This is a genomic window from Kluyvera sp. (assembly GCF_965301105.1).
The window spans coordinates 13138-38683 of record NZ_CBDKZX010000005.1 but is presented as its reverse complement, the minus strand read 5'-3'; the positions used below and the strand labels follow the sequence as shown (position 1 = coordinate 38683).

Annotated in this window: 23 protein-coding genes; 8 read left to right on the top strand and 15 right to left on the bottom strand. The window is 56.6% G+C overall.

Annotation, left to right across the window (positions count from 1 at the left end; all coding sequences use genetic code 11):
- Positions 1-23 precede the first annotated feature (23 nt).
- Together bglG and dusC are read right to left on the bottom strand one after the other, a co-directional pair.
- The gene (gene bglG, locus ACW14G_RS03395) at positions 24-857 is read right to left on the bottom strand and encodes a transcriptional antiterminator BglG (RefSeq protein ID WP_163447621.1); all 834 of its coding nucleotides are present in this window, start codon (positions 855-857) and stop codon (positions 24-26) included.
- A 155-nt stretch (positions 858-1012) separates the two neighbouring features.
- Positions 1013-1951 carry a tRNA dihydrouridine(16) synthase DusC gene (gene dusC / locus ACW14G_RS03390; RefSeq protein ID WP_163447620.1) on the bottom strand — a complete coding sequence of 313 codons (939 nt, stop codon included), beginning with the start codon at positions 1949-1951 and terminating at the stop codon, positions 1013-1015.
- An 86-nt stretch (positions 1952-2037) separates the two neighbouring features.
- On the opposite strand from dusC, the gene ACW14G_RS03385 reads away from it, so the two are divergent.
- Positions 2038-3420 (top strand): M24 family metallopeptidase, encoded by a 1383-nt coding sequence (locus ACW14G_RS03385; RefSeq protein WP_249023018.1) that lies wholly within the window; start codon positions 2038-2040, stop codon positions 3418-3420.
- Positions 3421-4168: 748 nt separating this feature from the next.
- On the opposite strand, the gene ACW14G_RS03380 is transcribed toward ACW14G_RS03385, so the two are convergent.
- Genes ACW14G_RS03380 through mhbT form a run of 5 tightly spaced genes read right to left on the bottom strand, consistent with a single transcriptional unit; the run spans position 4169 to position 9149 of the window.
- Complete coding sequence (locus ACW14G_RS03380) at positions 4169-5362, bottom strand: 3-hydroxybenzoate 6-monooxygenase (protein WP_163447619.1); 1194 nt, start codon at positions 5360-5362, stop codon at positions 4169-4171.
- A 19-nt stretch (positions 5363-5381) separates the two neighbouring features.
- A complete protein-coding gene (gene maiA / locus ACW14G_RS03375) occupies positions 5382-6026 on the bottom strand; it encodes a maleylacetoacetate isomerase (protein WP_167575428.1) in 645 nt (214 codons plus the stop codon).
- An 8-nt stretch (positions 6027-6034) separates the two neighbouring features.
- Positions 6035-6736: a fumarylacetoacetate hydrolase family protein gene (locus ACW14G_RS03370; protein ID WP_064544141.1), complete on the bottom strand. Its 702-nt coding sequence runs from the start codon at positions 6734-6736 to the stop codon at positions 6035-6037.
- A 14-nt stretch (positions 6737-6750) separates the two neighbouring features.
- On the bottom strand, positions 6751-7779 hold the full coding sequence (gtdA, locus tag ACW14G_RS03365) for a gentisate 1,2-dioxygenase (RefSeq protein ID WP_249023017.1): 1029 nt from the start codon (positions 7777-7779) through the stop codon (positions 6751-6753).
- An 11-nt stretch (positions 7780-7790) separates the two neighbouring features.
- Positions 7791-9149 carry a 3-hydroxybenzoate transporter MhbT gene (gene mhbT / locus ACW14G_RS03360; protein ID WP_167575425.1) on the bottom strand — a complete coding sequence of 453 codons (1359 nt, stop codon included), beginning with the start codon at positions 9147-9149 and terminating at the stop codon, positions 7791-7793.
- Between the two features lie 170 nt (positions 9150-9319).
- On the opposite strand from mhbT, the gene ACW14G_RS03355 reads away from it, so the two are divergent.
- The 5 genes from ACW14G_RS03355 to sanA all read left to right on the top strand — a co-directional run bounded on the left by ACW14G_RS03355 (position 9320) and on the right by sanA (position 13379).
- A complete protein-coding gene (locus ACW14G_RS03355) occupies positions 9320-10243 on the top strand; it encodes a LysR substrate-binding domain-containing protein (RefSeq protein ID WP_249023015.1) in 924 nt (307 codons plus the stop codon).
- Between the two features lie 124 nt (positions 10244-10367).
- Positions 10368-10766 carry a CidA/LrgA family protein gene (locus tag ACW14G_RS03350; RefSeq protein ID WP_163447614.1) on the top strand — a complete coding sequence of 133 codons (399 nt, stop codon included), beginning with the start codon at positions 10368-10370 and terminating at the stop codon, positions 10764-10766.
- Complete coding sequence (locus ACW14G_RS03345; RefSeq protein WP_163447613.1) at positions 10766-11461, top strand: CidB/LrgB family autolysis modulator; 696 nt, start codon at positions 10766-10768, stop codon at positions 11459-11461. The genes ACW14G_RS03350 and ACW14G_RS03345 overlap by 1 nt, the downstream gene beginning before the upstream one ends.
- Positions 11462-11590: 129 nt before the next feature.
- Complete coding sequence (gene cdd, locus ACW14G_RS03340; RefSeq protein WP_163447612.1) at positions 11591-12475, top strand: cytidine deaminase; 885 nt, start codon at positions 11591-11593, stop codon at positions 12473-12475.
- A gap of 187 nt (positions 12476-12662) precedes the next feature.
- On the top strand, positions 12663-13379 hold the full coding sequence (sanA, locus tag ACW14G_RS03335) for an outer membrane permeability protein SanA (protein WP_163447611.1): 717 nt from the start codon (positions 12663-12665) through the stop codon (positions 13377-13379).
- Between the two features lie 65 nt (positions 13380-13444).
- On the opposite strand, the gene mglC is transcribed toward sanA, so the two are convergent.
- The 7 genes from mglC to ACW14G_RS03300 form a co-directional block, all read right to left on the bottom strand.
- On the bottom strand, positions 13445-14455 hold the full coding sequence (gene mglC, locus ACW14G_RS03330) for a galactose/methyl galactoside ABC transporter permease MglC (protein WP_163447610.1): 1011 nt from the start codon (positions 14453-14455) through the stop codon (positions 13445-13447).
- Positions 14456-14470: 15 nt separating this feature from the next.
- Entirely contained in the window at positions 14471-15991 is a 1521-nt protein-coding gene (mglA, locus tag ACW14G_RS03325) for a galactose/methyl galactoside ABC transporter ATP-binding protein MglA (protein ID WP_223802996.1), read from the bottom strand.
- A 74-nt stretch (positions 15992-16065) separates the two neighbouring features.
- A complete protein-coding gene (mglB, locus tag ACW14G_RS03320) occupies positions 16066-17064 on the bottom strand; it encodes a galactose/glucose ABC transporter substrate-binding protein MglB (protein WP_064544116.1) in 999 nt (332 codons plus the stop codon).
- 291 nt (positions 17065-17355) lie between these two features.
- Positions 17356-18378, bottom strand: coding sequence for an HTH-type transcriptional regulator GalS (galS, locus tag ACW14G_RS03315; protein WP_163447608.1), 1023 nt, complete (start codon positions 18376-18378; stop codon positions 17356-17358).
- A 157-nt stretch (positions 18379-18535) separates the two neighbouring features.
- Entirely contained in the window at positions 18536-19693 is a 1158-nt protein-coding gene (yeiB, locus tag ACW14G_RS03310) for a DUF418 domain-containing protein YeiB (protein ID WP_249023014.1), read from the bottom strand.
- A gap of 21 nt (positions 19694-19714) precedes the next feature.
- Positions 19715-20383, bottom strand: coding sequence for a GTP cyclohydrolase I FolE (gene folE, locus ACW14G_RS03305; protein WP_064544110.1), 669 nt, complete (start codon positions 20381-20383; stop codon positions 19715-19717).
- A gap of 115 nt (positions 20384-20498) precedes the next feature.
- A complete protein-coding gene (locus tag ACW14G_RS03300; RefSeq protein ID WP_249023013.1) occupies positions 20499-21632 on the bottom strand; it encodes a YbfB/YjiJ family MFS transporter in 1134 nt (377 codons plus the stop codon).
- Positions 21633-21770: 138 nt separating this feature from the next.
- Between ACW14G_RS03300 and fghA the strand changes: the two genes are divergently transcribed.
- A complete protein-coding gene (gene fghA / locus ACW14G_RS03295) occupies positions 21771-22607 on the top strand; it encodes an S-formylglutathione hydrolase (RefSeq protein ID WP_163447606.1) in 837 nt (278 codons plus the stop codon).
- A gap of 67 nt (positions 22608-22674) precedes the next feature.
- Here fghA and ACW14G_RS03290 read toward each other — a convergent pair whose 3' ends face one another.
- Positions 22675-23550 (bottom strand): AraC family transcriptional regulator, encoded by an 876-nt coding sequence (locus ACW14G_RS03290; protein WP_249023012.1) that lies wholly within the window; start codon positions 23548-23550, stop codon positions 22675-22677.
- Between the two features lie 187 nt (positions 23551-23737).
- On the opposite strand from ACW14G_RS03290, the gene ACW14G_RS03285 reads away from it, so the two are divergent.
- Positions 23738-25519 carry a DUF2264 domain-containing protein gene (locus ACW14G_RS03285; protein WP_419057900.1) on the top strand — a complete coding sequence of 594 codons (1782 nt, stop codon included), beginning with the start codon at positions 23738-23740 and terminating at the stop codon, positions 25517-25519.
- Positions 25520-25546: the final 27 nt, after the last annotated feature.

Genomic DNA, 25546 nt, shown 5'->3' with positions numbered 1-25546 from the left:
GTAACAATCCAGTTGTGGAAGGGCTAACGCCCCTCTTTTCTCACCCGTTCAATGTGAATGGCGAGAAACATAATTTCTTCCGTCGTCAGCGACCGTTGGTAGCTGTTTTGCAGATGCAGGGCGACGGTCTCCGCGCACTTCCACGCTTTGGCGTAGTTGTCCTTCACCGCGCTGTGCAGCTCTGCGTCGTCGTCTTCTACCACCGTTCGCGTGAGCATCCGCTGGGCGAAAAACTTCAGGTGAGTCACGAAGCGTTGATAGCTTAACGACTCTTCGTTGTACTCCAGCCGCAGCTGATACTTCACCAGTTGCAAAATTTCCTGCATTACCCGGGTGACGTGCATCACTTCCGGCATTTCACTGTTGAGCTGCGCGGTCACCAGATGCAGGGCGATAAACCCGGCTTCATCTTCCGCTAGCTCAACGCCGAGACGCTGGGCAATCAGCGCCCGCGCCTCCTGGCCCAGCGCAAACTCTTTCGGGTAGAGCCGTTTGGTCTCCCACAGCAGCACGTTGCGCAGCGCGACGCCGTTTTTCTGCCGCTCAATGGCAAAATGGCAGTGATCGGTCAGCGTGATGTAGACGCTTTCCTGCAATTTTCCGAGCCGCTCGCGCGCCCGTTCGATGATCCGGTCGCAGGTGGTCATCACCTCCAGCGGGATCTGACTGAGTAATTCACCTAAACGCCCCGCCAGCTCATCGCTTTGCAGGGCAAAAATTTTCTCGATTTTCGACTCATCCAATAAGTCCCCGACGCGTTTCTGAAAGGCTAGCCCTCGCCCCATCACCACCTGCTCACGCCGGTGTTCATCCAGAACCACCACCACATTATTATTAAGAACTTTGGCGATCTGCATTTATGAACCCCAGAAACAAAAAAACCTGACACCTGACAAACGTCAGATAATCAGGTTTTGCCTGCCGTAGCAGTAACAATCGGCTACGAGTATTTCATTTAACGGTCGCTTTGCTCAATGGAGCGACGGGAAAATTGTGATGCAGATCGGATACTTTATGCCTGCCAGTCGTGAATCGCCCGGGCAATCAGCTTCGATTCCTGCAACGCGCGCACGGCGGTAAACAGCTCGGTGGCTTCAGCGTACTCTTTGCGTAGATAGCCCAGCCATTGCTTGATGCGCGCCACGTGATACAAGCCGGTATCGCCCTGCTTTTCCAGATAGGCGTATTTTTTCAGTAAATCGACCACCTGCGGCCACGGCAGCCGCGGCTCGTTGTATTTGATAACCCGGCTGAGGTTTGGCACGTTCAGCGCGCCGCGACCAATCATCACCGCGTCGCAGCCGGTCACGGCCATGCACGCCTGCGCGCTGTCGTAATCCCAGATCTCACCGTTAGCAATAACCGGAATGGAAAGGCGCTGGCGGATATCGGCAATCGCCTGCCAGTTGATGCGCTCGGCCTTATAGCCATCTTCTTTGGTGCGCCCGTGCACCGCCAGTTCAGTGGCCCCAGCCTGCTGCACCGCGTCGGCAATTTCAAACTGCCGCGCGCCGCTGTCCCAGCCCAGACGCACTTTAACCGTTACCGGCAGATGCGCCGGCACCGCTTCGCGCATGGCTTTTGCGCCCTGATAGATAAGCTCCGGGTCTTTTAGCAGCGTGGCCCCGCCGCCGCTGCCGTTAACGGTTTTCGACGGGCAGCCGCAGTTGAGATCCACGCCCCAGGAACCGAGCTCCACCGCGCGGGCGGCGTTCTCCGCCAGCCACTCGGGATATTGCCCCAGCAGTTGGATACGCACGCGGGTGCCGGAAGGCGTGCGGCTCTCGTTATGCAGTTCCGGACAGAGCTTGTAGAACGATTTTACCGGCAGCAGTTGGTCCACCACGCGCAGAAATTCGGTGATGCACAGATCGTAATCATTCACTTCGGTCAGCAGCTCGCGCACTAAGGAATCGAGCACACCTTCCATCGGTGCCAGTAAAACACGCATATTGTTATCCGGAAAAAAAAGAGGCGCTATGGTAACGTCTTAGTATGCCGCTTTCCACTGCCAGTCGACACATCAGGAGGTGAATAATGAATACCAGGGATATCCAGCTAAAGCGTATCCAGCCGCCGCGCGGCTTCAGCGACGTACCGCCGGTCACGCTGACCGATGCCACCCTGCTTGAGCGCAAAACGAAGCTGCTCGAACGGATGCAGGAAGAACGTTTTGACGCGCTGATCATCTACGCCGATAAAGAGCACGGCAGTAATTTTGAATACCTGACCGGATTTATCCCACGTTTTGAGGAAGGTCTGCTGGTGCTGCATAAATCCGGGCACGCCACTGCGATCCTCGGTAATGAAAACCTGAAGATGGCGGCTCACTCGCGTATTCCGGTCACGCTAAAGCACTGCCCGCTGTTCTCGCTGCCGAATCAGCCAATGGATAACGAAAAACCGCTGGCACAACTGTTTAGCGAAACAGGGCTGAGCGCGATGTCGAAAGTGGGCCTCGTGGGCTGGAAGATGTTTACGGCGGCCGGGAGCGACAACACGAAGCTGTTCGACCTGCCGTGGTTTATCGTCGACGCAATAAAACAGAGCACTCACGCCGAGTTGATTAACGCCGCGCATCTGTTTATTGGCGGCGACAAAGGGGTGAGAGTGGTGAATAACGCCAACGAAATCGCCCATTATGAGTACGGCGCGAACCTGGCTTCTCGCTGCATGCTGGCAGCGCTGGATGCCGTTGAGGTGGGTATTCGTGAGGTGGAGCTGGGCGCGTTGCTCGCCGCCGAAGGGCAGGCACCGTCAGTCGTCACCATCGCCGCAACCGGGCAGCGTTTTGAGAAGGCTAACCTCTACCCTTCATGGAAAAAAGTCGAGCGCGGCCAGCCGCTGTCGATGACCACCGGGTTTAAGGGCGGGCTATCCAGTCGAACCGGGTTTGTCATTGCCGATGAAAGCGAGCTGCCTGAAAACCAGCGCGATTATTTAGACCGGGTGGCAAAGCCTTACTTCGGCGCGGTAGCAACGTGGCTTGAACATATTAAGATCGGTATGTCGGGCGGCGAGCTGTACGATTTAGTCGAACGCGTGCTGCCGAAAGCGCAATACGGCTGGCATCTGAATCCGGGGCACCTGAGCGCCGATGAGGAGTGGATGTCATCACCGGTTTATCCTGACTCCGCCGAGACGCTGAAAAGCGGCATGATCGTGCAGATCGATATTATTCCGTCGGTGCCGGGGTATACCGGGGTGAGCGCCGAAGAGAGCGTGGCGCTGGCGGACGCGGCGTTGCAGCAGCAGATCGCGCGGGATTATCCGCAACTGTGGGCGCGTATCGAAGCGCGCCGGGCGTATATTCGCGAGACATTGCATATTGCGTTGAGCGATGACGTGATACCGCTCTCTAACGCCGTGGGGTATCTGCGGCCGTTTATGTTAGCCAAAGATAAGGCGCTGGTGGGTTAGTTTGCGGCCCATTCGACCTCCTCTCCCTGAAGCTGTCTCTTATACACAATTCCCGACGACAGTTATCAGGGATGAGGGAGATGTATGCGGATTTATTACTCCGTTGCGCTCCTTATCCGGTTCCCGCCACATAAATTGCACGGGCGCAGGGAGCGCGCAAGGGGCGGCCAGTCGCCGCCGCCCCCTGCACCCCCGGGCTCTGGCGGCAAAATCGCCGCTTCGCGGTGCCCTCAGCTTATCCCTTACGGCTTTCGGGTCGGGCGCGAGGTAACATCCCTGTAAAGCCGCGCCCTCAGCCCACATCCCTGTGGGCTGCCCCGGCCTTCAGGGAACGCTTCGGCGATTTAGACGCCACCAACACCAGTGCGGTCTTTTAGTTAACAGCAAAAACCAGAGCCACTGAAACCGATGAGTCCCCGCTGGAAATCGGCGAACCGGAGAATGGAAGACAAGGTCAGGACGCCATGGATGGCGGACTGAGGCGAACCGAGACAGGACGTCGAGTTTCGCCGTGCCGTAGGCTGGAGTTCGTAGGTGAGCGTAGTGCGAAGCACCGATTTCCCCGCGGGGCCGCGGGGATTGTCAAGGGGGGCGCGGCCGCCCCCCTTGGCCCGTTCACCGGTGAAAAGACGTTATGTTCTGCCTGGCGTAAAGTGAACGGAACCTTTCACCTGACTAATATATATTCGGTCCTGTCCCACTAATTTTTGTATAAGAGGCAATCCTTAAAAGAGAAAGCCCATCGCGGCTATCGCGGTTCCAGACAGTTATCTTCTTTCCAGCCGTACAGCCACTCAATCCCACGGTAAAACTCGTCCTGGGTTTTCCCTTTCCACAGCAGGTTACGCACCTGACGCTCAACGCCCGCCGCATGGTACAGGCGGCCCATTTCGCGGGTGGACCAGACGATACGTGCGGTACGCGGAATACGCACAGACTCGTACAGTGCAAACGCGCGGGCGGCATCACCGTCACACTGCGTCAGCGCTTTACCCAGCGTCACCGCATCTTCCAGCGCCATGCAGGCGCCCTGCGCCATATACTGGGCTACCGGGTGTGCGGCATCGCCCACCAGCGTAATGCGATCGTTACCCCACTTCTCCACCGGCTCGCGGTCGGCGGTGGACCAGCGTCGCCAGGAGGTCGGTTTGTCCAGCATCTGGCGCGGACGCGGGTGAATGCCTTTGAAGTACGACATCACTTCTTCTTTACTGCCGTCGCGCACGCCCCACTCTTCCGTCTCGCGGCTGTGGAAGGTCACGACCAGGTTATACTGTTTACCGCCGCGCAGCGGATAGTGCACCAGGTGACAGTGTGGGCCTGCCCACAGCACCGGCGCGTTGATGCGCAGGTCTTCCGGCATATCGTCGCGTTCCACCACCGCGCGGTACACCACGTGACCGGTGACGCGCGGCGTATCGCCGAGCAGGCTCTGACGCACCACAGATTTCACGCCGTCGCAGCCGATCAGAATATCCGCCGTCCAGCTATTGCCCTTATCATCAAATACGGTGACATCATCCGCCGTCTGACGAATGTCCACCACATGAGTGGAAGTGCGATATTTCACCCCCGGATGCTGGAGTGCCGCTTCCCAGACCGTGGCATGGATATCCACACGGTGAATAACCGCATACGGGCCGCCGAAGTGATCGCGGAACGCCTGTCCCGTCTCAATATGGATCACCTCTTCACCGTTGACCGCATCCATCATCGTGATGTGATCGGTAAAGACCGCACGCTGACGGGCGACGTCGCCCACACCCAGGCTATCGAGCGCGGAAAACGCGTTCGGCCCCAGCTGGATCCCGGCGCCAATTTCGCCGATCTCATGCGCCTGCTCCAGCAGCATCACCTGAATGCCCTGACGCGCCAGCGACAGCGCGGTGGCCGCACCGCCAATACCGCCGCCGACAATGATTGCACGCGTGACTTTTGCCATGATAATTCTCCTTTTCTGACTACGCCGGGATCTTGTCCTGCTGGTTTTCCGGAGCGGCGGCGATAAACGCCGGCAGCGCCGTACAGGCGTCATAGACCGCTTTACAGCGCGGGAATCCGCTCAGATCGCAGCCCATGCGCTCGGCGTTAGCCCACTGCGGCACCAGGCAGCAGTCGGCGAGCGTCGGCGCATCGCCAAAACAAAACGCCCCGGATTGGCTTCGACGCAGCAGTTGCTCAACCGCGCTTAGCCCCTGCTGGATCCAGTGTGCATACCAGCGTTTTTTCTGTTCTTCACTGACCTTCAGCTCATCGCTGAGATAGCGCAATACGCGCATGTTGTTGATGGGGTGGATGTCGCAACAGATGGCGTACACCACTTCCAGCACGCGCATGCGCTGCGGATCGTTCGCCGGTAGCAGCGGCGTCTGCGGGAAATGTCTGTCCAGCCAGTCAATAATCGCCAGCGATTGCCCCAGCGACTCACCGTCGTCGGTAATCAGCGCAGGCACCAGCCCCACCGGGTTCAGGCGGCGGTACTCCAGCGCGTTCTGCTGGCCGATACGGATGTTGACGCCTACCGTCTGGTGGTCAATGCCCTTCAGCGCCATCGCAATACGGACGCGGTAAGAGGCCGAACTATTAAAAAAACTGTACAGCTTCATCAGTCACCTCAAACAATTTTCACCGCAATGGGCGTTAACCCTTCGACGTTACCGGTGATGGTTTCGCCCTTCACCACCGCGCCCACACCTTCCGGCGTACCGGTGAAGATCAGGTCGCCCGGTTGCAGCTCGAAGAAGCCGGACAGATAGCTGATGGTCTCTTTCACATCCCAAATCAGATGTTCAATATCGCTGCGCTGGCGATCTTTGCCATCAACCTGCAGCCAGATTGGCGCTTTTTCCAGCGACGGCGCGTCGGCGACTTTATGCAGCGGCGCAATCGGCGCAGAGAGGTCAAATGCCTTGCCGATTTCCCACGGACGCCCCATCTGACGCATCTCCATCTGGCGGTCGCGGCGGGTCATATCCAGACCGGTGGCGTAGCCCCAGATGTACTCTTCGGCTTTTTCCAGCGGGATATCGCTTCCTTTTTTACCAATGGCAACCACCAGCTCAATTTCATAGTGATAGTTGTCGGTCTGCGCCGGGTAGGCCAGGTTCAGGGTTTCGCCCGCGGCAACGGGGACCACCGCATCGGCCGGTTTGCAGAAGAAGAACGGCGGTTCGCGATCCGGATCAAAGCCCATTTCACGGGCGTGAGCGGCATAGTTACGGCCTACGCAGTAAACGCGGCGTACCGGGAACTGCTCATCGCTGCCAACAACCGGAATCGCTACCGGGGCCTGGGGTTCAAATACGTATTTGCTCATTTTTCTTCTCCTGATTAATAGCGCGCTTCGCGGAACAGACCCAGGGCTTCCTGGACAGGTCGGTCCGAGAAACTGAATAGCACTGTCTCTTCGGGCGTGTTGAACGACACGCTGTGCCAGGTCGGCACAACAAAAATATCTTTCGCTTTAAAGCTGAAGGTCTGCTCACCGATGGTCACTTCGCCGCTGCCTTCCACCACGTGGTAGATGGTGCTGTCGGTGGTCCGCGCCTGACGCGACTGGAAGCCTTTCGGCAGCAGTTGCAGGAAAGCGCCCATCGACGGCATCGGGTAGCCGCCGGTGACGGGGTTGACGTAACGCATCTTGTAGCCATCCCACTCGTCGGCCTCGCCCAGACGCATCAGGTCATGCAGCGCCTCGCGGCTGCGGTCATAGCGGTAGTTGAAAATCGGCGATGAGTTGCCCACCTGGTGGCGCAGCGGCAGCATGTTGGCGGCGTAGCGCGGCAGGTAATCCCCCTCTTTACGCGTCACCGGTTGCTGTTCCTCCGGGTAATCTTCGGCAAAGCCGCAGCCGAGATAGTTCACCAGCGGCAGGTCCAGACCGTCGAGCCAGATAACCGGTTCGTCGCCCGGGTTGCCGTGGTCGTGCCAGCGCCACTGCGGGGTGAGGATAAAGTCACCGGGGCTCATCTGGGTGCGCTCTCCGTCAACGGCGGTAAACGCGCCATGACCTTCCACCACAAAACGCAGTGCCGACTGGTTATGGCGATGGCTTGGCGCCACCTCGCCCGGCATGATCAGCTGCAGGCCCGCATACAGCGACGAGGTAATCGATGACTGACCGCGCAGGCCGGGGTTTTCCAGCACCAGCACGCGGCGCACCGCCTCTTTCGCGCCAATCAGCGTGCCGCTTTCCAGCAGCAGCGGGCGAATTTCCTGGTAGTTCCAGTAGGCCGGTGCGCAGTTGGCGTTCGGCGTTTTAGGCACCAGGTGATGCAACGATTCCCACAGCGGCGTCAGGTTTTGCCCGGAAATGTGCTGGTTGAACTGTTGGCGATCGTGTTTTACATCCGCGGTCATTATTATTCTCCTTAACTTTTCACCGCGCCCATAACGGGCTGCGATTCGGGTACTCGGGATGACTGGCGTACGACCAGCGTCAGCAATGTCAGCATGACGGCGCTAACGGCGGCCGGTACGGCAATCACAAAAAACAGGGTGTCGAATGAGAAATTCATCGCCATCATCATGCCGCCGGAGACCGAACCGACGATGGCGCCACAGCGGCCAATGGCGTTGGACCAGCTCACGCCGGTGGCGCGGCTTTGCGTGGGATAGAGCGTCGCGGTCAGCGCGTTAAGCCCCACCTGCGACCCGCTGATACCGATGCCGGTGCCAAAAATCGCCAGCGCCATCAGCCACAAACCGTTTTCGCTCAGGCCAATCATCACAATGCATACCGCACCCAACGCATAGCTGACGGCCAGCACCCAGAAAGGATTGAATTTATCCATCAGTACGCCCAACAACAGCGCGCCCAGCGTACCGCCGACCTGGAACGCCGCCGTCACCCACGAGGCGTGTTGCAAATCGATACCACGATGGTTCAACAGCGTCGGCATCCAGCTCGAAAGCAGGTAGATGATCAGCAAACTCATAAAGAACACCACCCACAGCATCAGCGTGATGGTGAGCTGACGCCCGGCGAATAGCTGGCTGATGCTGCCCTTTTGCGTGGCGGCGGGCTCATCCAGCCAGAACTCGGTGTCTTCGTAGCGCTCGCCGGTCATGGCACTGAGCGTACGGCTGATTTGTGCTGGCGGACGCTGACGACGGACCAGCCAGCGCGGCGACTCCGGCAGCGCGACCAGCAGGCCGAAGAACAGCGCCAGCGGCAGCACGCCGCCCAGCACCAGAATGCCATGCCAGCCAATCACCGCCACCAGCTGCGCGCTGACGATACCGCCGAGCGCCGAACCGAGGGTAAAGCCGCAGAACATCAGGGTGACCAACGCACCGCGACGGCGGGACGGCAGATATTCCGAGGTCATAGTAATGGTGTTAGGCATCGCGCCGCCGAGGCCGAGGCCGGTTAAGAAGCGCAGTACAATTAACATTTCCAGATTGGGCGAGAAGGCGGACAACAGGCTGAAGAGGCCGAACAGCGCGACGCACCATTCAATCACCCGTTTACGCCCAAGTTTGTCGGAGAGCGGGCCACACAGCAGCGCGCCTGCGGTCAGGCCCAGCAAACCGGCGCCAAACAGCGGGGCAAGATCGGCGGCGCTCAGTTGCCAGTGTTCACGAATGGCCGGGGCGATAAAGCCGATGGCGGCGGTATCAAACCCGTCCATCATCACCACCAGGAAACAGCAAATAATGACGCGCCACTGCATCGCGCCGATAGGGGCGGCGTCGATTAGCGCCTGAAGTTCACGTCGTTGCGTCATAGGGAGGGCCTCGGTAAATGCAGGTTATCCATTTCGCCGTTCGCGCGTCTGGCCCGAACGGCACAGGGTAAGATGTTTCTTTTTTTGCTTTTATGTTGCCATTTTGTGATAAGAGAAATGAGTTGTACAATGGCATTTCATGCTTAACCATAACCTGGAGGTTATACCTGATGGCGGACTGGACGCAGAAACTGAAGCTACATCATTTGCATATCCTGGTGGCGCTCGGCGAGCAGGGAAATCTCACCCAGGTGGCGAAAAGAATGCACATCACGCAGCCCGCGCTGTCGAAGTGGCTGACCCAGTTTGAGGAAGAGTTGGGTCTGACGCTGTTCGAGCGGCACAGTAAAGGGTTACGTCCGTCGGAAGGCGGCAAGCTGCTGCTTCAGCACGCCCAGCGGCTAATCAACGATATCGAACGTTCACAGTTTGAGATGGAGCGCTTTAAGCAAGGCGGGCTGGTCGGCAGCCTGAAAATTGGCTGCTCGCCGGTGGCCACCGACTGCGTTTCCCAGGCGATTTTCCCACTGCTGGCCGAAATGCCGACGCTACATCTGAATATTGAAGAAAAGGTAATGACGCCGCTGCTGCATGATTTACAGTCCGGCGTGGTGGATGTGGTGGTGGGACGTATCGGCGGCCGGGCACTGGAACTGCCTCTGAACTATGAAGTGCTGTATACCGAACCGGTGTGCTTTGTGGCGCGCACCGACCATCCGCTGGCGCACCTCCCCAGCCTGACCTGGAACGATCTGGCCCCGTGGCGCTGGATAGTCTGGCCAAACGGCACACCCATCCGCCAGAGTATCGATAATGCGCTGGTGGAAAACGGCGTGATGTTGCCGGAAAATACCATCGAATCAGCGTCCATGAACATCAGCGTTAACCTGCTGCAAAGCAGCGATATGATTTCGATTCTCTCCTTACGTCTGGCCGAACGCTATCAACGTCAGGGACAGCTCTCGATTCTGGCGCTGCCGCGCATTGAGCAGAAAGGCAGCGTTGGCGTATTCTGGCGCAAGAAGGATCTCCCGTCGCTGGCGCTGAGCCGTTTTCTCCACTTTTTATCGCATCCGGTACACCATGAGGGCTAACCCGCGGATAAATGGCTGATGTTCCGCTTATCTATATCAGCTATGCTCAGATTTCATGTTGTGATCGGTAGCACATTTCAGGGTTTAATTGTATGATGAATGCATTCCACCAAAGGTGAATCCCATGCTCAAATCACTGAATATTATCTGGCAATACCTGCGTGCATTCGTGCTGATTTACGCCTGCCTTTATGCCGGAATTTTTGTTTCTTCGCTGCTGCCCATCACCATCCCCGGTAGCATTATCGGCATGCTTATCCTGTTCGTCCTGCTGGCGTTGCAAATTCTGCCCGCCAAATGGGTCAACCCCGGTTGCTACGTGCTTATTCGCTATATGGCGCTGCTGTTTGTGCCGATTGGCGTTGGCGTGATGCAGTATTTCGCGCTGCTCAGCGCGCAGTTTGGCCCGGTGGTAGTCTCCTGCACGATCAGTACCCTGGTGGTGCTGGTCGTGGTGAGCTGGAGCTCACATCTGGTACACGGGGAACGTAACGTCGTTGGGCAAGAAGAGGCGAAAAAATAATGCTCCATTATATATGGTGGTCGCTGCCGCTGACCCTGGTTGTCTTTTTTGCCGCCCGTAAGCTGGGCGCGCGTTTCAAAATGCCGCTGCTCAACCCGCTGCTGGTTTCTATGGTGGTGATCATTCCGTTCCTGATGCTGACCGGAATCCCGTACGACCACTATTTCAAAGGCAGCGAAGTACTGAACGATCTGCTGCAACCGGCGGTGGTCGCCCTCGCCTACCCGCTGTACGAACAGCTGCACCAGATTCGCGCGCGCTGGAAATCCATCATCACTATCTGCTTTATCGGTAGCGCGGTGGCGATGATTACCGGCACCACCGTGGCGCTGATGATGGGCGCATCGCCGCAAATTGCCGCCTCTATTCTGCCGAAATCGGTCACGACCCCGATTGCGATGGCGGTGAGCGGCAGCATCGGCGGTATTCCAGCCATTAGCGCGGTGTGCGTGATTTATGTCGGGATCCTCGGCGCGGTATTTGGCCATACGCTGCTGAATCTGATGCGCATTACCACTAAAGCCTCACGCGGCCTGTCGATGGGCACCGCGTCGCACGCCCTCGGTACCGCCCGCTGCGCGGAGCTGGACTACCAGGAAGGGGCATTTAGTTCACTGGCTTTGGTCATCTGCGGGATTATTACCTCGCTGATCGCACCATTCCTGTTCCCGATTATTCTGGCGGTCGTGGGATAAAACGAGACAAATCACACATTTTTGGTTGAGATTGCATGCGTTGCACTAGCAATGAGATATTGATCACTTATTGTCGCGTTCGTGCCCCGTACACTACGATCCCATTACATTGTTATGAGGCACAACGCCATGCATCCACGTTTTCAATCTGCTTTTACGCAACTGGCGGCAGACCTGCAGACCGCTATCGCTCCGCTGTTAGCCGATCCGCACTTCCCTGCCCTGTTAAGCGCCGGGCAGGTCTCATCGCTGCAACAGGCGACGGGGTTGGACGAAGACGCGCTCGCTTTCGCGCTCCTGCCACTGGCGGCCGCTTGCGCCCGCGCAGACCTCTCTCACTTTAACGTTGGCGCGATTGCCCGCGGTGTCAGCGGCACCTGGTATTTCGGCGGCAACATGGAATTCCTTGGCGCGACCATGCAACAAACGGTTCATGCCGAGCAAAGCGCCATCAGCCATGCCTGGCTGCGCGGTGAAAAAGCGCTGCAAGCGATTACCGTCAACTACACGCCGTGCGGCCACTGCCGTCAGTTTATGAACGAGCTGAACAGCGGACTGGCGCTGCGTATCAATCTGCCGGGCCGTCAGCCACACACGTTGCAGGATTACCTGCCGGACGCCTTTGGCCCGAAAGATCTGGAGATCAAGACCCTGCTGATGGACGCACAGGATCACGGTTATCCGCTCGAGGGCGACGCACTAGCACAGGCTGCGATTCGAGCCGCGAATCAGAGCCATACCCCGTACAGCCAATCGCCGTCTGGCGTCGCGCTGGAGTTACGCGATGGCACCATTTTCAGCGGCAGCTACGCTGAAAACGCCGCGTTTAACCCAACGCTGCCACCGTTGCAGGGCGCACTGAACCTGCTGAGCCTGAACGGCTACGACTACCCGGATATTCAGCGCGCCATTCTGGCAGAACGCGCCGACGCGCCGCTGATTCAGTGGGATGCCACCGCCGCGACGCTGAAAGCGCTCGGCTGCCACAATATCGATCGCGTTCTGTTGGCATAACCCAATAAGCGCAGCGCCATCAGGCTGACTGGCGCGGATTGCCGGATGGCGGCTTTGCCTTATCCGGCCTACAAACGGTAATCCGCCTCCGTTGTCTAATTTCCCCGCAATTAAACGATGGTTTCTTGCGCTTGCCCGACGGGTAAAGTAGCCTGATGTCTCCCTCGTCCACGGTTGAGCCAAGTTCATGTTAAAGCGTGTGTTATACAGCCTGTTAGTCCTGTGCGGCCTGCTGCTGTTGACCGTGCTGGGTCTCGATCGCTGGATGAGCTGGAAAACAGCGCCCTACATCTATGACGAGCTGCAAGATCTCCCCTACCGTCAGGTGGGTGTGGTGCTCGGCACCGCGAAGTACTATCGCACCGGCGTGATCAACCAGTATTACCGTTACCGTATTCAGGGTGCTCTTAACGCCTACAACAGCGGCAAGGTTAACTATCTGCTGCTGAGCGGCGATAACGCGCTGCAAAGCTATAACGAACCGATGACCATGCGCCGCGATCTGATCAAAGCCGGCGTGGCGCCGGAAGATATCGTGCTGGATTACGCCGGCTTCCGTACGCTCGATTCCATCGTCCGTACCCGTAAAGTGTTCGACACCAACGACTTCATCATCATTACCCAGCGCTTCCATTGCGAACGCGCGCTGTTTATCGCCCTGCATATGGGCATTCAGGCGCAGTGCTATGCGGTGCCATCACCGAAAGATATGTGGAGCGTTCGTCTGCGTGAATTTGGCGCCCGCTTTGGCGCGCTGGCCGATCTTTACCTGTTTAAGCGCGAGCCGCGCTTCTTAGGCCCGCTGATCCCGATTCCTGCCCAGCAGGAAGTACCGGATGATGCGCAGGGATACCCGGCGGTAACGCCGGAGCAGCTGCTGGAACTGCAGAAGAAAAAATCCTGATAACCTCAACGCTTAAACGTAAAAAAGCCCGGTTCAAACGCCGGGCTTTTTGCCTAATGTATATGTTATTTCTTACGCGCGTATTTCAGTGAATCCAGCGCCACCGCGAAGATAATAATCGCGCCTTTGATAATGTACTGCCAGTACGGGTTGACGCCGATATAGGTCAGACCGTAGTTGATAACGGTGAAGATGATAACACCGGTCACCACGCCGAGCACCGTACCCACGCCACCGCTGAATGAAACCCCACCCACCACGCAGGCCGCGATAGCATCCAGTTCGTACATAAAGCCGAGGTTGTTGGTTGCTGAGCCGATACGCCCCGCTTCCAGCATCCCGCCGAAGGCGTAGAACACGCCTGACAGCGCATAAATCACCAGCAGGTTCAACGCAACGTTCACACCGGAGACTTTCGCCGCTTCCGGGTTGCCGCCGATAGCAAAGATGTTTTTACCAAAGCGAGTCTTGTTCCACAGGATCCAGACAAACCCAACGGCAATCAACGCGTAGAAGGTAATGTACGACAGGCGGAAGCTACCGAGTGCGACAAACCCTTGCGTGAAGGTCGAGAAGCCGCTGTCAAAGCCGGAAATCGGCGACGCGCCCACGAAGTCGTAGTACAGGGAGTTAATGCCGTAAACGATGATCATCGTACCCAGCGTGGTGATGAACGGCGTCACGTTCAGGTAAGCGATGATAATCCCGTTAATCAGGCCGATCACCGCGCCAATCGCGCAAACAATCAGGATAACCACAAAGATTGGCATCGTCGCCATTTCCGGGAACACCTTGTTGGCGTTCTCCATCGACTGCAACAGCGTCGCGGCAATCACCGCCGCGAGGCCGACCTGACGACCCGCCGACAGGTCGGTACCCTGGGTCACAATCAGCCCGGCAACGCCGAGGGCAATAATAATACGTACAGAAGACTGAGTCAGGATGTTACTAAGGTTCAACAAACTTAAGAAAGTCGGGTCCTGGATAATAATAATAGCCAGCAGAACCAAAAGAACAACGTAAATACCGCCATCTTTCAGATAAGTGAGAAAGCTTTTTTTATTTAACGCACTCATGTCGAGCCCCTGAAATTAAAGGTGCAATGACGCAAGACGGAGAATTTCGTTTTGCGTTGCGGTTTTCGTTTCTACAATTCCGGCAACCAGGCCATTACTCATGACAAGGATACGGTCAGTAATACCCAGCAGCTCTGGCATTTCTGAAGAAATAATAATGATCCCTTTATCTTTCTTTGCCAGCTCGGCGATTAATTGATAAATTTCAAATTTTGCACCCACGTCGATACCGCGAGTCGGCTCATCCAGCATCAGAATTTCAGGCTGAGTTAACAGCCAGCGTCCAATAATGACCTTCTGCTGGTTACCACCGGATAACGAACCAATTTGCGTGTGATGCCCTGGGGTTTTTACGCGCATCGAGTCGATAACCCATTGGGTATCGCTCTTCATGCGTGAATTATCCAGCAGGCCCACTTTGTTTTTATAACTCTTGATATTCGAAATTAAAGAGTTAAAGCCAATATCAAGGTAAGCATAAATACCGGTTGAGCGGCGTTCTTCGGTAACAAGCGCAAAACCGTTATTAATCGCTTCGTTGGCGCTATGGTTGTTGATTTTCTTACCGTGCAGGGTAATGGTCCCGCTCGACTTTTCACGTACGCCAAACAGCGTTTCAACGATATCGGTACGCTTGGCGCCCACCAGCCCGGCGATACCGAGGATTTCCCCTTTGCGCAACTGGAATGATACGTCGCGAATCGACGGCTGGCGCAGGGATGTCAGGTGCTGCACGTCGAGGATCACTTCCCCCGGTACGTTCTGCCTGTCCGGGAAGCGCTGGTTTAGCGAGCGCCCTACCATCATGGCGATGATCTTGTCCATATCCAGCCCTTCCAGCGGCTGGGTAGCAATCCACTGCCCGTCGCGCAGAACGGTGATTTCGTCGCACAGCTGGAAGATTTCTTCCATTTTGTGCGAAATATAGACGATGCCGCAGCCACGATCTTTCAGCTTACGGATAATGGTGAACAGATGGTTCACCTCTTTCTCCGTCAGCGATGAGGTCGGTTCATCCATAATCACGATTTTGGCGTTATAGGAGAAGGCTTTAGCGATTTCAATCATCTGCATCTGCGAAACAGATAACGTGCCCACGCGCGCACGCGGGTCAATATCAATATCCAGCTCGTCAAAGATGGCTTTGGTATCGCGATACATTTTGTCCTGATCGACAAACATGCCTTTGGTGGGATAACGTCCCAGCCACATGTTATCCATCACGGAGCGTTGTAATACCAGGTTCAGTTCCTGGTGGACCATCGAAATACCGTTTTCCAGCGCCTCTTTAGCGGAATGAAAATCGATTTCCTTGCCCTGGAAGAGAATGCTGCCGGAATCTTTTTGATAGATCCCAAATAGGCATTTTAATAACGTTGATTTGCCCGCACCGTTCTCACCCATTAATGCATGGATAGAGTGTGGACGAACTCTCAGGTTAACATTATCGAGTGCTTTTACGCCGGGAAAAGACTTGTTGATCTGGCTCATTTCCAACAAGAATTCACCTGACGGCTCTCTATTATTGTTGTCCATATATATACCTGGCCGCGATAATTCTGAGTCAGTATTTATGGGGCACACCGATGTGCGCCCCATATATTTAAAGATTACTTACCGGTGAATTGGCTAAGGTTATCTTTATCTACGCCAACGTATGGAACGCGGACGATTTTGTTTTCAATTTTCCAGGTGGTGCCATCAGCGGCGCCTTTACCTTCAGCCAGGTTTTTCGCCAGGTCGAAAGTGGCTTTCGCCTGGTTATTTGCATCGTTCAGCACGGTACCGGCCATCGCACCCGATTTAACCAACGCCAGCGCTTCCGGCAGGGCATCGACGCCAAACACCGGGATAGAGGATTTGTTGTGCGCTTTCAGCGCTTCAACCGCACCCATCGCCATCGCGTCGTTGTTGGCAATCACGACTTCAATTTTGTTGGCGTTCGGGCCAGACAGCCAGGCGTCCATTTTATCTTTCGCCTGAGCGGTATCCCACATTGCGGTATCCAGCTGCAGCTGCTGGGTTTTCAGGCCTTTGTCGTTCAGCTCTTTGATAACGTAGGTGGTACGCGCTTCCGCGTCCGGGTGGCCTGGTTCGCCTTTCAGCAGTACGAACTGAATCTGACCGTCTTTGTTCAGGTCCCAGTTCGGGTTCGCCGCCCAATGCTTAGCAATCAGGTCGCCCTGGATAATACCGGACTCTTTTGAATCGGTACCGACATAGAAGGCTTTGTCATAGCTATCCAGCGCTTTACGTGAAGGTTCTTTGTTGAAGAAAACGATCGGCACGTTCTGGCCGCGCGCTTTTTCAATCACCGTGCCCGCCGCTGCCGGGTCAACCAGGTTGATCGCCAGCGCTTTCACGCCTTTTGCCAACAGCACGTCAATCTGGTCGTTCTGCTTGGACTGGTCGTTCTGGGAGTCGTTCATCAGCAGCTGAACATCCGGGGCAGATTTGCCGTCTTTCTCAATCGCCTTGCGCACAACGGACATGAAGTTGTCGTCGTATTTATAGATAGTCACACCGATACGGGTATCGGCAGCGTGCGCTGCGGCACCGAAAAACATACTGGCCATCAGAGCAGACAGGGTTAACACCTTCTTATTCATGGTATCTCCGGTTTTATTATGCAGGGTAGTACGGGTGAAAATAGTCGGCGGGCATGGTTAATGGAATGTTACCACCCGACGAAATTCACTGATCAAAATTTGTTCTTCCGTGTTGAGTAACGATCCAGAGTACGATTTATTCTGTGTTTGCAGCTGGTCTACGCTATAAAAAGTGATTAATCACCGTTACATCATGTTTCAGCCTGATAAACGCTGCCACTATAGCCATCGCGATGTTAACAATCTGTGAATTTACTCACAGATTGAAAACGGTTACATCGGATTAACAACTTAGTTCGTGATGGGATGCACAAATTGCCGCTGAGCCACCGAGTGGCGGCGAACCAGGGTCGGCATAAAACAATGCGTAGCGTCACCGTCGAGCTTTCCTGCAGCACCGAGTAACGCCAGTTCAGTGGCTTGTTTTGCCATAGAAACAATCGGATAGCGCACGGTGGTGAGTTGAGGATCGGTATAGCGCGCAATCGGGATATCATCAAAACCAATCACCGAAACCTGCTGCGGTACCGCAATACCGTTATCTTTGAGCGCGCTTAGCGCCCCGGCGGCCATGTTATCGTTATACGCAAAAACCGCCGTCAGTCCGGCGTTGCGCCCGAGCAGTTCAACCATTGCCGCCTCACCGCCCTGCATATCTGGCGTCCCGGTGCCAACCCAACTGTCCGGCGCCACGATGCCCTGTTCCAGTAAGGCTCGCGCCCACCCTTCCCGACGCATGTCGTCATCTTCGATGTTGTGACTGGAGGCCAGGTAGCCGATACGCTGATGGCCATGATTGAGCAGCATTCGGGTGCCCATCAACGCGCCACTGACGTTGTCGAGGCAAACGCAGCGGTGCGCATAGCCGGGGACGATACGATTGATTAGCACCATGCCGGGCATCTGAGCCATGAACTCGCTCAACTCCCGATCGCTTAACGCTTTTGAATGGACGATCAGCGCGCTACAGCGCTGACGTATCAACACTTCAATGGCGTTACGTTCTTTGTCCGCTTCATGATAGCTGTTGCCAATCAGTACATTTTTTTGATACTGCTGGGCCACTGTATCAACCGCTTTCACCAGCGCCCCGAAGAAAGCATCGGAGACGTCCATCACCACCACACCAATGGTATCGCTGACCTGGGTGGCCAGCGCCTGCGCGTTGGCGTTTGGCCGATAGCCTAACGCGGCAACCGCTTTCATCACTGCCTCGCGGGTATCCTGGCTTACCAGTGCGCTGTTGTTCAGCACCCGGGAGACGGTAGCAACGGAAACGCCAGCCTGGCGCGCGACATCACGAATGGTGACCATACTCACCGCCCGATTGAATAGTGCTGCAGTTCACGTGACACCTCCTGGGTCCATCAAGATGCGCTATTCTGGCAGCGAGCTGGCGGCAACTACGTGAGGGCGGTCACACGTCTGGAAACGGTTACATCCATTTTGTTAATGGTTGTGATCTCGATCGTTATCTAAATGTATTGCGGAATGAAACACCAGCGGCTTTCGCCGTCAACTGCCGCCATAGCCATTCCACCGGCCCCTGACGGAAGCGACGCAGACACAACACGGAAAAGACGAGGTTGACCAGCCAGACAGGAACCACGAAAGCCAGCAACGTCAGGCGATCGAATTCCATAAACAGACCGAAATGATAGAAGAGCGTGGTGCAGATGAGCGTTTGCAGCAGATAGTTAGTGAGCGCCATACGGCCCACGCAGACAACGGCTGCAGCAAGTTTAGAACGGCTGATTTGCGGCCAGTAGCCATAGGCCAGCGCCGCATAGCCCAGTGTCTGAATGGGTGCGCTGATTTCCCGCGGGACCTGTAACAAGAAAGCGCACCAGCGGTAGTCCCAGCCGAGATGCCACTGCGCGGCAATCGCAGGCAGATTAATCACCATACCGAGCGGAATACAAATGCCCGCACAGCGGCGATAATGACGGAGGCTGAACTGCCCTTTCAGCCAGCCGCAGCGCATCAGCGCCGCCCCCATCAGCATCATGCCCGCCAGCTGCCAGCCATACTGCGCGCCCAGCGCCAGCAGGTTAGCGGATAACATATCAGCGCGATTGCTGAACGCCTCCAGCCCGCCGTTCAGCTTCCAGTAGTGTTCATACAGCAGACTGGAAGCATCCGGCACCCATGAACGGCTCTGGCCGCTGTCGGCAATCAACCCCAGCAGGATCAGCACGGCTACGCCGACGACATAGAGCATCACGCCGGTATTAAACAACGCTTTGACTTCCCCGGCGTCACGCACCAGCCGCCAACAGATAAGCCCTACCAGCGCGTAGGCCAGCAGAATATCACCGTCCCAAAACAGCAACGCATGGATAAAGCCCAGCAGCGCCAACAGCGTTAAGCGGCTTTGGATCCAACGTGAACCGCGCGGTAGCAGTAGCTGGAGCCCGGCGCCAAACAAAAGCGCGAAGAGCGTCAGGAATTTGACCTGAGCAAAGAGATCGAGAATGGCCCACGTCCAGGCATCGCGCGAGGTGACCTCGCCGTACCAGGCCGGGTTAAGATAGGCGGCCTTCGGCAAGCCGAAGGCGCTGATGTTCAGCAGCAGAATCCCCAGAATGGCAACGCCACGAATAAAATCCAGCGTGACGTTTCTCTCCATGTCCCCTGCTCCGCTGATGTATTAGTTGTGGTGACGCACCGCGCGCAAGAACTCCTGGCGGGTGTTCTGGCTGGACTTGAACAGACCGCCGAGCGACGTGGTCGTGGTCGCGCTGGTGGCATCGCGAATGCCGCGCGCTTTCACGCAGTAGTGCACCGCGTCAATGGAGACCGCCACGTTGTTGGTCCCCAGCAGCGTTTGCAGCGCAGTCAGGATTTGCTGCGTTAAACGCTCCTGCACCTGCGGGCGCTGAGCGAAAAACTGCACGATACGGTTAATTTTCGACAAGCCAATCACCGAATCTTTCGGGATATAGGCGACGGTCGCCTTACCATCAATGGTCACAAAGTGATGTTCGCAGGTGCTGGTTAGCGTGATATCGCGCACGGTCACCATTTCGTCGACCTTCATTTTGTTTTCAATGACGGTAATTTTCGGGAAATTGGCGTAATCCAGACCAGAGAAAATCTCGTCCACATACATTTTGGCGATGCGGCGCGGCGTTTCCATCAGACTGTCATCACTTAAATCGAGATTCAGCAACTGCATGATCTCAGTCATATGTCCGGTAATCAGGCGCTTACGGGTTTCATTATCCATTTCGCGCACCGGTGGGCGCAGCGGGGTTTCCAGACCACGGGCGACCAACGCTTCGTGTACCAGGACCGCTTCTTTACTCAGTGATGACATTATTATTTCTCCTGCAGGTGTGCACTTTGCTTTTGTCGGTGCAAAGTTTGCACTCATTGTGCGTGAGGCGACGCACAGAATCCAGTATTCGTCGCGATAATTATTGCAATCGTTCTTACTTTTCAGGCTGCGGACGCCAGACCAGCGCGCCACCAATCAGTAGCGCAACCGCAGCAATCCCCAGCGCGGGCTCCAGTCGCTGGGTCAGCCAGGTCGAGAGCGCCGAAGTCATTGGCCCTATCAGTTGCCCGACGGCATAGCCGGTGGTCAGCAGCCCGGCCATATAGCGGGCGTGATTTGGCGCCAGCTCGCGGCCATAAAGCAGAGAGAGTTGTACCGCAGCGAGGAATCCGCCGCCAACCAGCAGCGCGCCGACAACCAGCCCGCTCATCCCCGGCAGCAGCCAGGCGGCCAGCACGCCGACGCCCTGCAGCCACAATACTATCGCCAACCGCTGGTGCGTGTGACCCAGGCCACGCGTAGCAATACTCAGCGCAATCCCTGTTGCCCCCGCGAGGCCAAAAACCGGCCAGATAAACTGAGCAAACAGGCTGTCCGGGAAACGCTGGCTGGCCATTTGCGATAAGAAGGTGGCAGGCAGAATATAGCCAAAGCCCGCCAGGCTGTAGCTCCACACCAGCCGCTTCAGGTTGCGGGTTAAGGTTAATGGCTCCGGCTTTTCACCGCTACGGTGCAGTTCGCCGGGCCGCGGCAACCAGCGGCCAATCAACGCCACCAGCAGCAGCGCCAGCACGCCGTACAGCTGCCAGCCCGCCGCCGCGCTCAGCGCCTGCGCATGAATAAATACGCCCAGCAGGCCGCTTATCGCGATCCCCGCCCCCGGCCCGGCAAACACAGCCGCACTGAGCCCCGGCCTGGCATAGTGCGCCAGCCGTTCATTCACCCATGCCGCCGTCAGCACCATCGACCAGCCGCTCATGCAGCCGATAACAAAACGTAGCGCACCGTGCAGCCAGGCGTTATCCGCCAACGCGGATAGAAAGGTCAGCGCCACCGCACCAATGATGCCAAGATACAGTCGGGCCTCAACGCCACGATGGGTACGCATAGCATCCCAGGCTCCCACCAGGTAACCCAGATAGTTAAGCGCCGCCACCAGCCCGGCGCTGGTCAGCGTCAGCTCACCTTCCGCAATCATCAGCGGCACCTGAGGCGTAAAAGCAAAGCGCCCAATCCCCATCGTTGCCACTAGCACCAGAAAGCCGCTGAGCGCAATTCGTACCGGCATGAAAGCCTCAAATGTGAATGTAAAGTTATCTTTATGATGCAACATGTAAATGTTATGCGGAAGTGAAAGTTACTCACCAGCGATGAATTATCTGTATGATGGGACTATTAATTCTGACCAAAACCGCGAGGAGCCCGCATGGAAATGCTTGAAGAGCACCGCTGTTATGGCGGCTGGCAGCAGCGCTGGCAGCACCATTCCACCACGCTGAACTGCCCGATGACGTTCAGCCTGTTTTTGCCACCGGAAGGCAAAAAAACGCCGCCGCCAGTGCTGTACTGGCTGTCCGGTCTGACCTGCAACGACGAGAACTTCACCACCAAAGCGGGCGCGCAGCGTGTTGCCGCAGAATTGGGTATTGTGCTGGTCATGCCGGATACCAGCCCACGTGGCGAAGGCGTGGCTAACGATGCCGCTTACGATCTTGGCCAGGGTGCTGGCTTCTACTTAAACGCCACCCAGGCGCCGTGGGCCGCCCACTATCGCATGTACGATTACCTGCGTGACGAACTGCCGGCGCTGATTCAGGAACAGTTTAACGTGAGTGAACGCTGTGCCATCAGCGGCCACTCGATGGGCGGCCACGGCGCGTTAATGCTGGCGCTCAAAAATCCGGGTCAATATTGCAGCGCTTCGGCCTTTGCGCCCATCGTCAACCCAAGCCGTGTGCCCTGGGGAAAGAAAGCCTTTAGCGCCTATCTCGGTGACGATATTGCACGCTGGGCCGAATGGGACAGCACCGAACTGTTGCTGGCAAGCCGCGCTGAAGCGCCGGTGCCGCTGCTCATTGACCAGGGCGATAACGATCAATTCCTGGCCGACCAGCTACAACCTGCGGTATTTGCCGAAGCCGCGCGGCAGAAAGACTGGCCGCTCACCCTGCGTATTCAGCCGGGTTACGACCACAGCTATTACTTTATTGCCTCCTTTATTGAAGACCATCTGCGGTTCCACGCGGAGCATCTCTTTGCGTAGATAAGCGCAGCGCCATCCGGTAATCTGCCCTACCCTGCCGGATGGCGGCGTAAACGCCTTATCCGGCCTACAAATCAGCGCCCGGCAGCGTGTAGGGATACGCCTTACGATACTGCAACGGCGTTTTGCCCATATTTTTGCGAAAACAGGTAATAAACCACGCGTATTCGGTAAAACCAACCCGTTCAGCAATTTCCCGCACCGAGAGCTGCGAATGCAGCAATAATTCGCAAGCCTGGCGAATTCTCCGCATCATCAAATATTCCTGAATCGTGCCGCCGGTTTCATCATGAAAACGCCGCGAGGTGTGTCCGCGCGAACAGCCCATTACCGCCGCAATCTCCTCCAGCGAACAGCGTTCGTGGTAGTGATTTTCCAGCCAGCGAATAATGGTCGATGAAAAGGTATTATGCCCGGTTGCCTGCTCCTGCTGTGGCAACAGGCTGATTAGCTGCATAATCAGAAAGGCGCTGTCGCTGGTGCTCCAGCTCTCCTCGTGGGTCAACGTTTCAAAGCGCTGTAACAGCGTTTCAATCACCGGCTGCAGGTCGCCCACATCAAACACCCGCGCCTTCTCACCGCGGCCACACAGCTGGCGCAGCAGCATCTGCTGACGGGGAAAATCCCGTAACCACGGTTCTAACAGCAGCGGGTTAAAGTGCAGGGTCGTACGATGATAAAGGTTACGTTCATCCTGCTCGACGTACACCTTGTGCAGCTTGCCGGGCGGGAAGATAAACAGGCGACCCGGTTTGACCGTGTACTGCTGGTGTTCCATCAGCGCAATCCCGACCCCACGCGACACCGAGAGAATCTCCGCACACTGATGCCAGTGATAGTAATTGGCCGGCATATTTTGCATACGATTGAAATAAATCGATTTATCGTTGAGATGGATCTGCTCAAGATAAGTCGTGTCTTCCGTTCGCTGGGAGTGGGCCACCGCGTTTGCCTCGCATGTTAATAAACTTAAACTTTCATCATCGAAGTAAAACTTTCAGGCCAAAATACGCCATAAAATTATTTTTAATTACCTGAGATGCGTAAAAGTAAGAGCGCAATCACATTTGCCACACGGGGCAACTTCCTATTATTCGTCCGCCATCAACGATATGAAACGGGATTTCATCATGCGGACGAAACAAGAATACAGTGCACAAATCACACGTTGGATTACGGCAGCGGTTCCTCATCTGTCGGCCGATTGCACGCGCCTTCACGCAGGAAACACCGCTGCGCAATACCCGGACGAGGTGGCCGGGATGGAAGGTTTTATTCGTCTGCTGTGGGGACTGTTTCCACTGGTTAGCGGCGGCACAACGCCGGAGTGGCACGATAAATTCATCACCGGCGTACGTAACGGCTGTAACCCGCAGCATCCCGGCTACTGGGGGGATGTCGGCGATAACGATCAGCGCTGCGTTGAGATGGCCGCATTTGGCCTCGGGCTGGCGCTACCGAACAACGGACTGTGGCAGGCGCTGTCCGCCGCGGAACAGGATAACCTCGTGCGCTGGCTCAGCCAAAGCGCGGATGTCGCCGTGCCGGACAATAACTGGCACTTTTTCCCGGTGCTGATTCAACTGGGTCTGAAATGCGTTGGCCGTGAATATGACATGGCGGTGATCCACCGGCATCTCGACGCCATCGAACCCTTCTGGCTGGGCAACGGCTGGTACTGCGACGGTAAAGGTAAACCGCGTGATTACTACATCTCCAGCGCCTTCCATTTCTATGGCCTGATCTACAGCCATTTTATGCAGGATATCGACCCGGAGCGCTGCCTGCGCTATCGCCAGCGCGCCCAGCAGTTTGCCCAGGATTATCGCTATTACTTCACTGCCGACGGCGCGGGCATTCCGTTTGGCCGTAGCCTGACCTATCGCTTTGTGCAGGTCGCCTTCTGGAGCGCCGTGGCCTTTACCGGGCTGGACGTCTTCACGCCTGGCGTGGTCAAAGGGTTGATTTTGCGCAATCTGGAGCACTGGCAGACGCAGCCGTTTGTCGACGCAGATGGGCTATTTACGATCGGCTATGCCTACCCGAACCTGATTATGGCCGAAGACTACAATAGCCCCGGTTCACCGTACTGGGCGCTGAAGGCAATGCTGATTCTGGCATTACCGGAAGAGAGCGCCTTCTGGCAGGCCGAGTGTGAACCGCTGCCCGCGCTGGAGACGATCCACCCGATTCCCGAAGCCGGGCAAATCATCGTCCACAGCAGTGAAAACCGCCACGCCTGGATGCTGATGTCCGGTCAGTTCGACAAGAATAACTTTGTTAACTTTGAGCAAAAATACTGCAAATTCGCCTATTCCAGCCAGTTCGGCTTCACCCTGGAGCGCGGGCGTTATGGGCTGAATCACGCCGCCGTCGATTCCATGCTGCTGTTCAGCGCGGGGGATGACTACTATCGCGGCCGTCGCGAGTGTGAGCGTTCGCAAGTGACCCAACATTGGGTACGCAGCGAGTGGCGCCCGTGGCACGACGTCGAAGTCACCAGTTGGCTCATCCCGCTGGAAAGCGGCCACATCCGCATTCACCGCGTGAACACACCGCGGGCGCTGAACTGCGTCGAAGGGGGATTTGCCGCCAACCGACACCGCCAGACGCGGCTCGAACAGCTTGCCGATGCCGTCACTGTGCAAACGGCAGATGATTACAGCCAGGTGGTTAACCTGTACGGCAATCGCGAGCCGCTTGTCGTTACCACGCCGCCAAACAGCAATGTGCTGTACGCCGCCCCAGCCGATATTCCCTGCCTGTCCGCGTCGCTGAGCGCCGGTACCCACTGGTTGGTCTGCTACGTTAGCGCCGACCTGGGCACAGCGCGACCGCTGCCGGAGGGGCTGGAGTTTGACCCTGCGACACGACAGTTAACCGTGAACGGTAACCCGCTCACGCTGGTATAAACCTGACCTCTGAATCACGGCGGAGAC

Bases quoted from the DNA above. Each gene is read 5' to 3' on its own strand.
- bglG (WP_163447621.1), bottom strand. From the start codon at position 857: ATGCAGATCGCCAAAGTTCTTAATAATAATGTGGTGGTGGTTCTGGAT.
- dusC (WP_163447620.1), bottom strand. From the start codon at position 1,951: ATGCGTGTTTTACTGGCACCGATGGAAGGTGTGCTCGATTCCTTAGTG.
- ACW14G_RS03385 (WP_249023018.1), top strand. From the start codon at position 2,038: ATGAATACCAGGGATATCCAGCTAAAGCGTATCCAGCCGCCGCGCGGC.
- ACW14G_RS03380 (WP_163447619.1), bottom strand. From the start codon at position 5,362: ATGGCAAAAGTCACGCGTGCAATCATTGTCGGCGGCGGTATTGGCGGT.
- maiA (WP_167575428.1), bottom strand. From the start codon at position 6,026: ATGAAGCTGTACAGTTTTTTTAATAGTTCGGCCTCTTACCGCGTCCGT.
- ACW14G_RS03370 (WP_064544141.1), bottom strand. From the start codon at position 6,736: ATGAGCAAATACGTATTTGAACCCCAGGCCCCGGTAGCGATTCCGGTT.
- gtdA (WP_249023017.1), bottom strand. From the start codon at position 7,779: ATGACCGCGGATGTAAAACACGATCGCCAACAGTTCAACCAGCACATT.
- mhbT (WP_167575425.1), bottom strand. From the start codon at position 9,149: ATGACGCAACGACGTGAACTTCAGGCGCTAATCGACGCCGCCCCTATC.
- ACW14G_RS03355 (WP_249023015.1), top strand. From the start codon at position 9,320: ATGGCGGACTGGACGCAGAAACTGAAGCTACATCATTTGCATATCCTG.
- ACW14G_RS03350 (WP_163447614.1), top strand. From the start codon at position 10,368: ATGCTCAAATCACTGAATATTATCTGGCAATACCTGCGTGCATTCGTG.
- ACW14G_RS03345 (WP_163447613.1), top strand. From the start codon at position 10,766: ATGCTCCATTATATATGGTGGTCGCTGCCGCTGACCCTGGTTGTCTTT.
- cdd (WP_163447612.1), top strand. From the start codon at position 11,591: ATGCATCCACGTTTTCAATCTGCTTTTACGCAACTGGCGGCAGACCTG.
- sanA (WP_163447611.1), top strand. From the start codon at position 12,663: ATGTTAAAGCGTGTGTTATACAGCCTGTTAGTCCTGTGCGGCCTGCTG.
- mglC (WP_163447610.1), bottom strand. From the start codon at position 14,455: ATGAGTGCGTTAAATAAAAAAAGCTTTCTCACTTATCTGAAAGATGGC.
- mglA (WP_223802996.1), bottom strand. From the start codon at position 15,991: ATGGACAACAATAATAGAGAGCCGTCAGGTGAATTCTTGTTGGAAATG.
- mglB (WP_064544116.1), bottom strand. From the start codon at position 17,064: ATGAATAAGAAGGTGTTAACCCTGTCTGCTCTGATGGCCAGTATGTTT.
- galS (WP_163447608.1), bottom strand. From the start codon at position 18,378: ATGGTCACCATTCGTGATGTCGCGCGCCAGGCTGGCGTTTCCGTTGCT.
- yeiB (WP_249023014.1), bottom strand. From the start codon at position 19,693: ATGGAGAGAAACGTCACGCTGGATTTTATTCGTGGCGTTGCCATTCTG.
- folE (WP_064544110.1), bottom strand. From the start codon at position 20,383: ATGTCATCACTGAGTAAAGAAGCGGTCCTGGTACACGAAGCGTTGGTC.
- ACW14G_RS03300 (WP_249023013.1), bottom strand. From the start codon at position 21,632: ATGCCGGTACGAATTGCGCTCAGCGGCTTTCTGGTGCTAGTGGCAACG.
- fghA (WP_163447606.1), top strand. From the start codon at position 21,771: ATGGAAATGCTTGAAGAGCACCGCTGTTATGGCGGCTGGCAGCAGCGC.
- ACW14G_RS03285 (WP_419057900.1), top strand. From the start codon at position 23,738: ATGCGGACGAAACAAGAATACAGTGCACAAATCACACGTTGGATTACG.